Source organism: Photobacterium angustum (genome assembly GCF_003026365.1).
Classification (GTDB): Bacteria; Pseudomonadota; Gammaproteobacteria; order Enterobacterales; family Vibrionaceae; genus Photobacterium; species Photobacterium angustum.
Genome location: NZ_PYOM01000010.1, coordinates 36956 through 50074, shown reverse-complemented (window position 1 = coordinate 50074; position 13119 = coordinate 36956). Strand labels below are relative to the sequence as shown.

The 13119-nt window shown below is 38.5% G+C and carries 11 protein-coding genes; 6 read left to right on the top strand and 5 right to left on the bottom strand.

What is annotated here, in order from left to right; genetic code table 11:
• Positions 1 to 6 precede the first annotated feature (6 nt).
• Entirely contained in the window at positions 7 to 849 is an 843-nt protein-coding gene (locus CTN01_RS11800; RefSeq protein ID WP_107188329.1) for a DMT family transporter, read from the bottom strand.
• Positions 850 to 1406: 557 nt separating this feature from the next.
• Here CTN01_RS11800 and CTN01_RS11790 point away from each other — a divergent pair.
• A complete protein-coding gene (locus tag CTN01_RS11790) occupies positions 1407 to 1655 on the top strand; it encodes a hypothetical protein (protein ID WP_045149436.1) in 249 nt (82 codons plus the stop codon).
• 130 nt (positions 1656 to 1785) lie between these two features.
• Here CTN01_RS11790 and CTN01_RS11785 read toward each other — a convergent pair whose 3' ends face one another.
• Complete coding sequence (locus CTN01_RS11785) at positions 1786 to 2646, bottom strand: AraC family transcriptional regulator (RefSeq protein ID WP_045149474.1); 861 nt, start codon at positions 2644 to 2646, stop codon at positions 1786 to 1788.
• Positions 2647 to 2800: 154 nt separating this feature from the next.
• Between CTN01_RS11785 and CTN01_RS11780 the strand changes: the two genes are divergently transcribed.
• On the top strand, positions 2801 to 3517 hold the full coding sequence (locus tag CTN01_RS11780; RefSeq protein WP_045149438.1) for a sugar isomerase domain-containing protein: 717 nt from the start codon (positions 2801 to 2803) through the stop codon (positions 3515 to 3517).
• Between the two features lie 433 nt (positions 3518 to 3950).
• On the opposite strand, the gene CTN01_RS11775 is transcribed toward CTN01_RS11780, so the two are convergent.
• The 3 genes from CTN01_RS11775 to CTN01_RS11765 all read right to left on the bottom strand — a co-directional run bounded on the left by CTN01_RS11775 (position 3951) and on the right by CTN01_RS11765 (position 7640).
• Entirely contained in the window at positions 3951 to 5387 is a 1437-nt protein-coding gene (locus tag CTN01_RS11775; RefSeq protein ID WP_045149439.1) for a glyceraldehyde-3-phosphate dehydrogenase, read from the bottom strand.
• A 398-nt stretch (positions 5388 to 5785) separates the two neighbouring features.
• Positions 5786 to 7024 carry a cysteine desulfurase-like protein gene (locus CTN01_RS11770; protein ID WP_045149441.1) on the bottom strand — a complete coding sequence of 413 codons (1239 nt, stop codon included), beginning with the start codon at positions 7022 to 7024 and terminating at the stop codon, positions 5786 to 5788.
• Positions 7002 to 7640: a 2OG-Fe dioxygenase family protein gene (locus CTN01_RS11765; protein ID WP_005365892.1), complete on the bottom strand. Its 639-nt coding sequence runs from the start codon at positions 7638 to 7640 to the stop codon at positions 7002 to 7004. Before CTN01_RS11765 ends, CTN01_RS11770 begins: the two co-directional genes overlap by 23 nt.
• 576 nt (positions 7641 to 8216) lie before the next feature.
• On the opposite strand from CTN01_RS11765, the gene CTN01_RS11760 reads away from it, so the two are divergent.
• Genes CTN01_RS11760 through CTN01_RS11745 form a run of 4 tightly spaced genes read left to right on the top strand, consistent with a single transcriptional unit; the run spans position 8217 to position 13118 of the window.
• Positions 8217 to 9356: an efflux RND transporter periplasmic adaptor subunit gene (locus CTN01_RS11760; protein WP_045185920.1), complete on the top strand. Its 1140-nt coding sequence runs from the start codon at positions 8217 to 8219 to the stop codon at positions 9354 to 9356.
• Positions 9356 to 10630: a TolC family protein gene (locus CTN01_RS11755; RefSeq protein ID WP_045149445.1), complete on the top strand. Its 1275-nt coding sequence runs from the start codon at positions 9356 to 9358 to the stop codon at positions 10628 to 10630. The genes CTN01_RS11760 and CTN01_RS11755 overlap by 1 nt, the downstream gene beginning before the upstream one ends.
• On the top strand, positions 10627 to 11841 hold the full coding sequence (locus tag CTN01_RS11750; protein ID WP_045149446.1) for an ABC transporter permease: 1215 nt from the start codon (positions 10627 to 10629) through the stop codon (positions 11839 to 11841). Before CTN01_RS11755 ends, CTN01_RS11750 begins: the two co-directional genes overlap by 4 nt.
• Before the next feature lie 2 nt (positions 11842 to 11843).
• A complete protein-coding gene (locus CTN01_RS11745; protein WP_045149448.1) occupies positions 11844 to 13118 on the top strand; it encodes an ABC transporter permease in 1275 nt (424 codons plus the stop codon).
• The last annotated feature ends 1 nt before the right edge of the window (position 13119 follow it).

The window sequence follows — 13119 nt, the reverse complement described above, 5'->3', positions numbered from 1 at the left end:
AACTATTCACCATTTTTTTCTAGGTGAACTCACATTCATTAAATTACCCACCAGCATAAAACTGGCACCTAAGAAAAGAGTCCAATCAATCCCTTCCTCATAAACATAAAACCCCACAATCGCTATTAAAGGTAAGCGTAAAAAGTCCATCATAACCACTAAGGTTACATCGGCAGATTGCATTGCTTTGGTCATACAGAAATGGGCTAATAATGCTGAAACAGACACTAAAACAATCCAGCCCCACGCAAAGACATTTGGCGATTGCCAACCTTGGTAAGCCAGTATTACCCCAAACGGAAGTTGTACTAAACACATGAAAAATAAAATAGTTAATGGCTTATCTGAAGTAGAAAGTGATTTAGTTGAAGCATGAGATACGGCATAACACATCGCCGCCCCTAGCACGATTAACGAAGCACTATTAATGATTTTAATACCGGGCTGAACAATAATAACTACGCCAATAAAACCTAGCATTAAGGAAAACAAACGCTTTGAGGTAAATCGTTCATTTAAGAACAATGTGGCAATAATTGCAGTCCAAATAGGTACGGTAAACTCAATCGCAAAAACTTCTGCCAAGGGTAATAATGTTAATCCTAATAACCAGCCATATTGACCTGCAAAGTGGAATACATTGCGAAACACATGTAACCGCAAGCGTTGTGTCTTAAATAAACGGGTATCTCGATAATATAAGATAATAGCACTAATAATGCCTAATCCAATGATACTACGCAGTGCCATTAACTGAGCAGTGGTGATATCACCAGACAACTCTCTTGCACCAATAGCTATTAAACAAAACGAGCAAAGTGCACCCATCATCCATAATATTGACAGCATCACTGCTAACCCTTTTTGAATACTTGTGATATTAATGATTTAAAATCTAAACCACGGTTATAAACCCAATAATAGAGATAAAAAAATTTAAGCTACTAGAAAGAAAAATAAACCACTTTAATTAATGTGGTTTATTATTAAAGGCTCTAATTTTTTAACAACAGATGGTTCTCTATTAATATCCAGCTCAAAACAACCATCAGTCCCTATCTGATATATCTGACTTATTTTTAGCTCTTTACAATTTTTATTGTAGGTGCCTATAACGTTAAATATTCCAAAATCAGTGTTTATTCGACTTATATTAAATTTTTGCATTTGTTCAACTTAATAATAAATTACCCATCTTATAACTTCTTATCTTGTCTTTCTTTTCGAATACAAATAAAGGCGAAGTACGACACATCTTCATGTAACAAAAAATCCCATTACCATTTTAGTTATCGACGATTATGCAATTGCAAAAGGTATGTTTGCATAACTCAATAAAGACAGAATAAATTATCAAGAATATGCTTATCTCAATACTTAAATATTGATTTTAAAGGGGTGAGATGATGAAAAAGGCTCTTAAAATAAATACTGTCTATATCAATATGGAAACAATTGTTGCTTTTGATCTTGACTATAAAATTGATGGTAATCGTGCTTTGTATCTAATGACCAATAGCAATGAGCTACCTTTTCTTGAAATTGAAGTCGCAGAAGATGGGCTAGCAGAATCTACCGACTATCAAGCACAAAAAGTAACGAATCGAGAATATAATCGTATCAAGAGTGAACTCATGGCATACATGGGGTTATAAATTATTATACGCAATTCTCTATGTAAGATTCGCAGCGCTTTATTCATCCTAGTTTTATCAATAAAGCGTTGTCTATCAACTTATTTTAATCATCGTCTATTCCCTATAGTGGAGGGTTAACGAATCCTACTCATTTGAATTGTTTCCGATATAACGAAGGCGAGATGCCTTTGTACTTCTTAAATGAGCGGTTAAAGTTGGAACGATTGGTATAACCGACACTCTCGGCAATTAAACTTATAGGTTGTAATGTCGTTATTAGCAAATTAGACGCGTGATTCAACCTCAATTTGGTTAAGTAAGATATATAGCTTTCGTTAAAGTGTTGAATAAACCAACGGTGAACGGTGTTTTCACTCACATACATATAGTCCGCGAGTTTCTTTAAAGTAATGTCAGATGAATAATGTTCGTCGATGTACTTACAAATTTGAGCTATCTTACTGAAATCATTGTTGTTGGGCTTTTCCTTTTCTTCTGATTGAGCATAGGAGAGCAGCGTTGTATGTGATTGATCGACCGATAGTTCATCTAAAATTTGGATCAAAACGGCAAGCTGGCCGATTGGGGTAAGATCATCAAAACTATTGAGGTGTTGATAAACCTTTTCTGCAGTTTGAGTAGAGAATCTCACGCCTTTATTCGCATCTCTAATAATAGGCATTAATGTTCTTAGCTCGGCACAGCTATACATAAGATTAGAAATCCATTCTTTGCTAAACCAAATAACATGTGCTTCACATGGATTCTTTTCATCAGAATTTATTGATTCAAAACTATGAGCAATTTCAGGGCCCATCAAAAGCAGTTCGTTGTGCTCAATTTGCCCTTCAAAATGGGCTACACGAGATTTACCTTGAAAGTTTCTATGTAAAACCAATTCAAATTCTTGATGAGCATGCCAATTTTCAGCCTTGACGACCTCTTTAAACATCTTATAACGCCATGACCAGCCAAGCCTTTGCGGTATTTTTTGTATGGTTGCTTTCATTCTAATGTTATTCAGAATCATTCTTCACTTAGATAGATGATGACATATCATTTACATAATTCAAGAAAAGTATCTAAAGTTGTTGGAATAGTATCAAGAGTAGTAATCAGAACTGCTAAGGTAATTGAATCGGTACAATAAAGGAGACCCAACAATGTCTGAATATTTTGATTGTTTACTGCCAAAACTTACCTCTTTAGTAGAAACTAACCAGAAGGCGTTAACTCAGGCAAAAGAGTTGTTCGCTCAAGCCATCATAAATGACAACATGATACAAGTCTTAGGAACAGGTCATTCGCACATGATTGGTTTAGAAGGATTTATTCGTGCAGGCGGCCTTGGCAATATTAATGCTATTTTAGACTCAGTACTGCTTACCAATGATGGTGCTTTAAGAGGCTCCGCAATGGAAAAGTTGTCAGGTTTGGCTGAAATCATTTGGGATGATCAGAATATTTCTCCCAATGATGTAGTAATGGTGATTTCCAATTCAGGACGAAATGCGCTTCCAATAGAATTTGCACAACTTGCTAAAGCTAAAGGGCATCCGGTTATTGCTATAACGTCAGTAGAACAATCATCTAAATACCCAAGCCGCCATAGTTCAGGTTTGAAATTAATGGATATTGCAGATGTCGTCATCGACAATCAGGTTCCCTCTGGTGATGGCTTATGTAATGTGAATGGTAAAGTCACAGGGGCATTTTCTAGTATAGCAGGCATGATAATCATGAATACGCTGGTTGTAGAATCTCAGAAAGAAGCGTTAAAGCAAGGCGTCACTCCACTGATTTTCTCTAGTCAGAATGTCGATGGTTTCGATAATGACTATGTATATAAGCATTTTGGTTCTCGTTTAAAGTCCATGTAAATGGTTGGTATGCCAATTTAGTTTATAAGTTAAATAGCAAGTCAGCACAAAATTCAAACGCTGCGAACACGCTTACAAAATTGGCACTTCTCTTTTAGGAAATGCCATTAGAGAATGTTCAAGACAAAAGTGTTTTAGTTGGTTGCTTTATCTAGGCTGATAGGCATTAGAAAAGTAAGGATAACGCCACATTAAGCGGCTAAAAATAGAAAAATCAGCATCGAATAACGATTCATGAAAATGAACCTTTCCCTTATTATTATCACACCGTAACAAAGATCAATTTTCGCTTAACTTAACAGTAGATAAAGCCACTCAGAACTATGCTGAGTAGTACTAAGTGGCAATCCTCTTCATAAAAACAGACTAGTGAAACACATACATTTTCACTGGTATCTTTGTTATTTTAAGAGCGGTGTAAGAAAACTATTCATTAAACGGAAGGATACGTTTTATAACGTACTCCCATCATTTGCTCCATGCAATGAACAACTTGGCAGCTATAACCAAACTCATTGTCATACCAAATATACAAAATGGCACGATTCTCTTGTACGATGGTCGCAACACCATCAATCACTCCCGGATAACGCGAGCCAACTAAATCTGTCGAGACCACTTCTGTCGAGTCAGTGAAATCAATTTGTGCAGACAACCTTGAAGAGAGCGCTATTTCTCGTAAATAAGCGTTCAACGCTTCTTTATCGGTACACTGCTCTAATTGAAGATTCATTACAGCCATTGATACATTTGGAGTTGGCACACGAATCGCGTTACCTGTGAGTTTCCCTGCCATTTCAGGCATGGCTTTTGCCACCGCTTTAGCTGCACCTGTTGATGTCAGTACCATGTTCAATGAAGCTGCACGACCCCGGCGATCTCCGGTATGGAAATTATCTATGAGATTTTGGTCATTAGTAAATGAATGTACTGTTTCAATATGACCAAACAATACACCAAACTTATCATGTACTGCCTTTAATACAGGAGTAATCGCATTAGTCGTGCAACTTGCAGCAGAAATTATCGTATCTTCACGGTCAATAACATCTTCATTAACACCAAATACAACGTTCTTTATTTCTCCTTTCCCTGGCGCAGTCAACAGCACCTTTTTAGTACCTTTACAGGTAAGATGTTGGCTAAGCCCTTCCGTATCGCGCCACACACCAGTATTATCAACAACTAAGGCATCCTTAATACCGAAAGTGGAATAATCTACATCTTGCGGTTTATTGGCATAGATCACTTGAATATAGTTACCGTTCACAATGATGGCTTTACGTTCATGATCGATAATAATACTGCCATTAAACTGGCCATGCACAGAGTCTCGGCGTAGTAAACTTGCGCGTTTTTCCAAGTCACCCTCTTTTCCACCTCGTACCACAATAGCACGTAATCTTAATGGATATCCGGGACCACTCTTTTCAACTAATAATCGAGTTAATAAACGACCTATACGACCAAAACCATACAGCACCACATCACGAGGTTCTGTCATTGGATCATCTTCAAGTGAACCTTTCAGTGCTGCTTGCAAGAAATCATCTAGCCCATGTGTATCTTCATTACTATCCCAAAATGTATGTGCGAGGCGCCCGACATCAATACGACAAGGTGATAAATCCATATTAATAAGATGATGAATAATTGGTTGAGTTTGTTCAACTGTGAGTGAACAACCAATATATCGCTTTGCAACACGGTGAGCTTTGATAATATCGATTGTTGTCGCATTAACTAAGGTTTTGCCAAAGAGTATAACTTCAACACCTTTTTGACGGTACAGCTGACCTAAAACTGGAGCAATGGATTCGGCATAAGTTTGACTAGTTTGCCATTCTAGGAAGTGCTTTTCAGGGCTCATTTTTTCTCAGGACCTTTTCACGTTAAATTTCTGCTTTCATGGCGATTGTAGGGTAGCCACTTAGCATTAAGAGTGCATTTCAAGCCGTGGTCTATAGCGCCACTTTAAAGACTCGAAAGCACAGCATTTCAAGCTGTAGTTTTTATGACTGAGTGTTATGTTCAGCTAGCAAAAATAAGCGTTACGCATGTTTGATAACGAGTAAAATAATGAAGTACTTAAATAGTGATATATGGCATTAATAAGCCAGTGACACATTAAAAATGGGAATGTTTCATCACCCCCATTTTTAACGTATTTGGTTTACGGAAAATTGAATCGTAGCCAAATCAAGTATGAACAACACGAAGACATTACCAATTGAAAAATAAGGTCTCTTATTAAAGATTACTCAATCGTTAAAGTATCTGATCAAGGGCAATGAAAAATCGTTCGATTTCTTCTTCAGTGTTATAATGCATTAATCCGACACGTAAGATCCCACCCTTTTCTGTTATTTTAAGTGCATCTGTCAACATATCTGCGTAAAGATGACCACTCCAGGTGTAAATCTCCTGCTCTCCTAAGTGAGCAGCTACCTCTGCTGGGTTCAATTCACCAAAGCGCAGTGCAAACGTTGCTGTTCTGTTATCAATACTAGGCTCGCCGAACAATTCAATTGCAGGGTAGTCTTTCAAGCGCGTCAGGAACTTGCTCGCGAGAAAACTCTCGTAATTGCCAATATTCTCATAACCACTCTCTAATTGTTCTCGTAAACACTTTCCGTGTCCTAGAGACGCTAAGTAATCAATTGTCGAAGAGAATGCCGATAACGCCTCAAAATTTAACGTTCCTGTTTCCCAGCAATTCGGTGAGTATGAAGGGGCTGGCTCTACCTTATAAGGAGAGTAATACTCTAAGGCCTGTTGGCGGCCGTACAATACACCAAGGTGAGGACCGAAGAACTTGTACGCAGAACCTGCAACAAAGTCAGCGCCTAAAGAAGTAACATTGATGATTTTATGAGGCAAAAGATGCACTGCATCAATATAAACGACGCTGCCATTGGCTTTACCAAGTCGTGTTATTTTTTCAATATCGACTAACGTACCCGATAGATTACTCGCTGCAGTCACAGCAACAAGTCGGGTTTTATCATTAAGTAAGCCTTCAAACGCTTCAAGGTCAAGTTGGCAAGTGTTATCCAAGATAGGAATATAATGAACTTTTACTCCTTTATCTTGAGCTGCCATAGCCCATGATGAGCGATTTGAACCATGATCTGCTGTACTCAGTATGATCTCATCGCCCTCTTTCCAATCGTTACTTATCGCACGGCTAAAATGGAAAGTCATCGAGGTCATGTTGGCCCCAAATATAATTTCTTCTTTTTTTTCTGCACCGAAAAGTGCTGCCGCTTTCTCACGACAAGTATCAACAAGCTCTACCGTTTTACGACTGACAGAAAAATGGCCACCAAGGTTAGTATTACCTTGCTTAAGATAATTACCATAACTCTCTATCACACTAAGCGGTTGCTGTGCGCCTCCGGGGCCATCAAAATAGATAGCTTGACAACCATCAACCTGACAATTTAACGCTGGAAATTGTTTACGTAACTGATCTACATGTTGACTAAGCGGTAAAGACGAAGACATCTCTTACTCCTTTTTGCCCTTCAATATTGGATAATGTTTCAGATATGTAATGATAAAAGCGTTCGTCATTGAGTATTACGAATTGATTTTCTTCAAGCACTGTATTCATATGTGGATGCTGCTCTACTGGAGAAGCAAAGATTTGCGTATATCCACCTGAGATATTTTTTCTTTGAACACAGAAAATACCAACATATCGGAAGCCATCTTGATGTATTCCTTCTGGCGCAGGTGCACTTGCAGCATCATGGTCGCAAGTAACACGAATTTGGTGAACATCCACAACTGAGTGATCATCTATAGCCCCAGTACTTTCCATAAATGATTTCAGAAGATGCTGGAATTCAACGGTATTTACCATGTCTTGTGACATATCAGAAAAGTCACGTTCAACGTCACCGAGCACCCGATTAACTTGAGATGACTGTTTAAATTTTGAATGAGGCAGTTTAATGATGTTTCCATTTTCAGACTGAAAACGCGCGTAAGCACGAAATCGATGATCGCTGTTGATGTACTTATCAGGGGGTAGTTGGTCAAAGAATGGGGCAACCCTCGCTGCTACCTTTGACGGTACTTGGAAAGCTTCGATTAAGAATTTATTTTCTATCTTCATTAAACATCCTTATCCCTATTCGTGTTAATAAGTCGTTAATTAATGTTATAATATATTGCTAAAACGTTTAATTTCAATCAAATAAGCCAGAAAAAACATAAATTCCAAAATTCAAATCTAATACATAAGAAAGAAGAGTGATTATTCCGACAATTAAGCAAGTATTGGTCATTTAATCTATTAATTATTAAAAAGAAAGAAGGAAGGTATGGTTTTTGATGTCATTTAAAGTAGTTTCAATTTTTAAATGTTAAAGTGACTTCCCTCAGAAATATTCACTCATTAGTTTGAAAGGCATAAACCCTCCCGTAAAATAAATATAGAACTAGGCAAAATATAACCACTTGATAGGAAGGGTAACGCTTATTTATTCATATTGCTCCTATAGAAAATGCCAATGTTTACTTTACTTCTTAATAAGTATTTCCTTTTTATTGTTCTAAAAATAACTTGACAGTTAAATAACACTTTTAATTTATATGTATTTAAATTTTATTCATTTAAATTGTGAACTCTACTGATTATCGTTGTCATATTTAGACTCCTTTTTTCGATTTACACCGTTAGAGTATTACTATGAAAAAACGCTGGATTGTCGTTGCAACCCTAAGTGCTATTGCTGCCTTAGGTATTTATGCAGTTAAAGCTCCCTCTTCTGATGAACACCATTTCACCATGCTAACTGCTAAAAATGCAACTATTGAGAAACAAGCCATTGCGGTAGGACAAATCATGCCGGCTCAAGCGGTAAAGATTAAATCTCAAATAGAAGGGATAGTAGATAAAATTTATGTCAATTTAGGCGATAAAGTAGAGGCGGGCTCTCCCGTTATAAAGCTTCGTCCAAACCCTACTCCACAAGATCTCACACGTGTTAATGCTGACTTATTAAAAAGCAAAGCCGATTTAGAATCAGCCAAAATAAAATTGGCGAATTTAAAACGTTTAGCGGCACAAAAAATTATTCCAGCTAATTTCGATGCCTATATTCAAGCACAAGCCGCTGTGAAATCGAAAACCGCTGAGTTAAAACAAAAACAACAAGAATCTGATCTAATGAGTAAAGGCGAATCAGATGCTGGCTCCACCAAGCTCACTTCTATTATTTATGCACCGATTAACGGTACGGTATTAGATGTCAAAGTCGATGTCGGTGAACCGATCACTTCAACGGAATCAAACCAAGCAGCAACAGAAATTATGACCATGGCTGATATGAAAAATATCATCTTTAAAGGTTCAGTGAGTGAACATGATGCAGCCCAACTGACGGAGGGAATGCCTGTTAATTTAACCCTTGCGCCTTATCCTGATCTAAAAATTGCAGGAAAACTCACTAAAGTTGCAGTGCAATCAGAAAAACTAAACAAAGAAAATAATAGTAGTAATAATAACCAACAAACGCAGAGCTTTGACAATGGTTTTGCAGTTAAAGTCAGTGACATTCAGTTTCCTAAAGATATTACTTTACGCTCAGGCTTTACTGCTACGGCACATATCACATTGAAAAAAGCGACAGACGTAATGACGGTACCTGAGCGTGCACTGTATTTTAAAGGTAATGATCCTTTTGTGCTTATCGCCGATGACTCAACGAAAGGCTATAAAGAGGTTCCCGTGAAGCTAGGCTTATCAGACGGTATAAATGTCGAAGTCTTATCAGGTATTGAACCAAAACAAAGCATCATCGATGCTAGCATGGTCGAGGGCTTGTAATGACAGCTATATGGCGTAACACACTTTTGAGTCTTTCACTGGGTTTGGTATGCACTCAAAGCTTCGCATTAACAATTGATCAAGCATGGGCCGCGGCAAAGAAAACAAGTCCTGATTACCGCATTAAACAGCTTGAAGAAAGTCAGAGTAAATACGGTGTATCACTAAGTAAGAGTGCACTACTCCCTAGCCTTCAAGGAGGTGCTAGTACAAGTTGGACTAAAGATGGCGGCAACAGTAATGGTTATAATATTTCACTGAGTCAATCGATTTGGGATAGCCAAAACTGGGCTGCATTGGATCAATCACAAGTAGATGTGGTTATTGCAAAAATCGCTATTACACAACAGAAAAACACTCTGGCAGAAGAGCTTATCCAAGCTTATTTCGCTTTAGCACAAGCTCAACGTTCGCTTATCATTGCAGAGCAACAACGTAAAGATAGCCAACAACTACTTTCACTAACAGAACAGCGTTACAAAGCCGGTTTGATCATGTCAACTGGGATTGACGATGCTAAAGCGCATGTCATCGGCACTGAAACAACAGTTTTGCAACGCCAATCTGATCTAGCTGAAAAACAGTCCGATCTCGCTATCGTGATCAACCAAACACCTGATCGTGTCAATGAAATCGACAGCCAAAACCTTCACCAACCTGCACTGGCAGTCAATGATGAAAAAGCATGGTTAAAAAAAGCTAAAGATAATAGCCCTGAATTATTGATTGCGAAACAAAATGTAAAACGTCAGCAACTCGGGATAGATAAAGCACAAGCGGGATACTACCCTACCGTTAACGGATCCGTTGGTTACAGTAATAACTTTAACAATAATAGCAAAGGAATTAATGCAAGCCTTGGTGTTTCTGTTCCAATTGACCTTAACGGCACTATTAAAACCAAAGTTTCACAATCTAAACTCGAATTACAAATTGCTAAACAGCAATTAAGAAAAGTCGAACTTAATCTCGAAAATAATGTAAAGACGCGCTTTAACCAACTTGCTCTGGATTGGAAGCGCGTTGAAATGGGTGCGGAAAAAGTTAAGTCGGATGAAAAAGCGCTGAAAACCAAAGAAGTTTTATTTAACTCTGGGGCTGATGGTACTACAGCATTAGACGTTATCAACGTCCAAGATACGGTGTATCAAAGTAAAGAAGACTTGCAGCAACTTCTCTATCAATACTGGTTAAACCGAATTGAATTACTGAAGCTTACAGGTCAACTCAATGACCAAACAATTACCCAGATTTCTCAGGCATTAACGCCATGATCACATTGCTAAATCAAACAGTTCAAACACTGCTTACCCATAGGTTAAGAAGTGCATTGGCCATTATTGCGATAGTCTGGGGTATTGTTTCAGTTTTAGTCTTAGTAGCATTAGGTGAAGGATTTTATCGTGAACATTTAAAATCCTTCTCTATGCTGATGAGCGATACACAGAAAGTCTCTTTTGCACAAACGAGCAAACCGTGGCAGGGATACCCTTCAAGAAGAAAAATTACAGCGACAGAAAGTCAACTCAGTGCACTGTCTGACGTCCATCAAATAAAGCACGTATCTATTTTATATTCGAATGCCAAAGCACAAGTCACAGATATTGACGGTACTCAATTAAAAGGCAATGTCTTTGGTATTGATAACCACTTTCTGGCACTTAATAACACGCGTTTAGAGCTAGGCTCTCGTAAAATATCACCGAGTGATTTAGCGAACCATACCCGTGTTGCTATTATTGGTTGGCGTTTAGCTAAACGCGGAAATATTCGCTTGAACGACAAGATCAACATCAATGGTATTCCGTTTCAAGTGATCGGTATTTCAAAAAAAACAGAAAGTAGTGGGCTTACTAGAATTAAACGTGCTGCGTTAATTCCAACTACAACATTTAATGACTTATGGCTAAGTAACCCTTCCGATCTTTTAGTGCAACCTGCTAAAGGTATTTCAAGCGTTGCATTACGGGCAGCAATGCAAAACTTTTTCGCGAAAAAATACCAATTTGATCCTAAAGATAAGCAAGCCGTACAAATGCCCGATTTCAGCCGCTTTGCTGATTTCTATACCAGCCTATTACGTGGTATCCAGCTATTTCTAGGTGCTAGCGGTGCAATGACACTCGCGGTAGGTGCATTAGGTGTTGCTAATATCATGTTTTTATCTGTAGCAGAAAGAACCCGCGAAATAGGCGTAAGACTTGCCATTGGTGCTACCCCTACTCATATTTTGATGCAGTTTATGGTCGAAGGTGCGGTATTGGTCACGGTGGGAGCCCTCTGCGGTATCATCGTATCTACCATCATCATTCAATTCTTAAACCTTCTCTCATTACCCGATTGGCTAGGTCATCCTGTTATGACGTCAACGTCTATCGTGTTTACTCTTATGATCACAGCAGTACTCGCTTTATTAGCAGCGTTTTTCCCAGCACGTAGGGCTGCACATTTAACACCCGTGATTGCATTAAGTGCGAGGGCTTAGAAATGTTTCCTGTTAAACAAATTTTTCATGAAATGGCAGCAGAAAAGCTTCGCCTAAGTCTTACTATTCTTGCTATTGTTTGGTCGACAGTTTGTATCAGTACCATGCTCGCGTCTGGTGAGGGTTTACGCCAAGGGTTAATTCGCAGTTCGACCAGTGGAAATGGCAATCTAATTTATGTTTCTAGCGGTGTCGCATCCATAAATTATGGTAATTTTTACAAAGGTAAATCACTTGATTTAACTATTGAAGATCAAAAGATTATTCAAGCACTACCTACAGTAAAAATGGTATCAGCAACAGCAACATGGGTAGAAAATCCGCATTATAAAGATCGCCAAGCATTTATGTTCCCTTTTGCGGTAGAGGACAATTATAAAAAGCTCAATGATTTAACATTAACGGCAGGTAGCCGCTGGTTTAACCCTCTTGATACAAAAGAACAGCGAAAAGTCGCTATTTTAGGGAAAACAACAGCAGCACTGTTATTTAACAAAGCGGCGTTTAGCTGGGATAAAGACGTCAAACTCGACAGTGATCCTGTAGGTAAACAATTTAAAATTGGTGATGAAGATTTCACCGTCATTGGTGTACTAGAAGATGATCGTAACATTGAGTCGGGCTCTCCATCTGAATACAGTACATTGATTCCACTGGCGACATGGCAACGCTTTTATCCCAATGCTCCAATCCAAGGCATTAATGTAGAACCTCAACCTACCGCCAACCGTGAACAATTGGCCAAAACTATACGGCAAGTAATAGCGCGAAAATACAACGCTGATATTTCTGATGAACAGTTAATTCAAACGGATGACATGCTGCTACAGCAAGAAACCATGCGTTCATTTTTACTAGGGCTACAAAGTTTCTTAGGAATTATTGGCTTTGTAACATTAGGTGTTGCGGGGATAGGTATCGCAAATGTCATGTACGCCAGTGTAAAACGTGCAACACGTGATATTGGGGTTCGGATGGCAGTAGGAGCAACACCTAGCCACATTCGTTTGCATTATATTGTGCAGGCTATGATGACGATGGCTATGGGGGGTTTTATCGGATTACTAATGACGCTAGGGCTTGTCAGCATCATTGACGCAATCCCTATTTCAGATTCGGGTTTTTATACTAGCTTAGGCAGCCCTAAGCCTGAGTTGTCACCGTCCGTTATGTTAATCGTAATTTCTGCATTAATTCTGGTTGGTATTCTTGCAGCTTGGTTTCCTGCCAATAAAGCGGCAAGTATTACGCCATTAGAGGCATTACAAAGTGAATAAA

What these genes read in the sequence shown, in the direction of transcription:
- CTN01_RS11760 (WP_045185920.1), top strand. Translation starts at nt 8,217, where the DNA reads ATGAAAAAACGCTGGATTGTCGTTGCAACCCTAAGTGCTATTGCTGCC.
- CTN01_RS11785 (WP_045149474.1), bottom strand. Translation starts at nt 2,646, where the DNA reads ATGAAAGCAACCATACAAAAAATACCGCAAAGGCTTGGCTGGTCATGG.
- CTN01_RS11790 (WP_045149436.1), top strand. Translation starts at nt 1,407, where the DNA reads ATGAAAAAGGCTCTTAAAATAAATACTGTCTATATCAATATGGAAACA.
- CTN01_RS11745 (WP_045149448.1), top strand. Translation starts at nt 11,844, where the DNA reads ATGTTTCCTGTTAAACAAATTTTTCATGAAATGGCAGCAGAAAAGCTT.
- CTN01_RS11770 (WP_045149441.1), bottom strand. Translation starts at nt 7,024, where the DNA reads ATGTCTTCGTCTTTACCGCTTAGTCAACATGTAGATCAGTTACGTAAA.
- CTN01_RS11800 (WP_107188329.1), bottom strand. Translation starts at nt 849, where the DNA reads ATGCTGTCAATATTATGGATGATGGGTGCACTTTGCTCGTTTTGTTTA.
- CTN01_RS11765 (WP_005365892.1), bottom strand. Translation starts at nt 7,640, where the DNA reads ATGAAGATAGAAAATAAATTCTTAATCGAAGCTTTCCAAGTACCGTCA.
- CTN01_RS11750 (WP_045149446.1), top strand. Translation starts at nt 10,627, where the DNA reads ATGATCACATTGCTAAATCAAACAGTTCAAACACTGCTTACCCATAGG.
- CTN01_RS11780 (WP_045149438.1), top strand. Translation starts at nt 2,801, where the DNA reads ATGTCTGAATATTTTGATTGTTTACTGCCAAAACTTACCTCTTTAGTA.
- CTN01_RS11775 (WP_045149439.1), bottom strand. Translation starts at nt 5,387, where the DNA reads ATGAGCCCTGAAAAGCACTTCCTAGAATGGCAAACTAGTCAAACTTAT.
- CTN01_RS11755 (WP_045149445.1), top strand. Translation starts at nt 9,356, where the DNA reads ATGACAGCTATATGGCGTAACACACTTTTGAGTCTTTCACTGGGTTTG.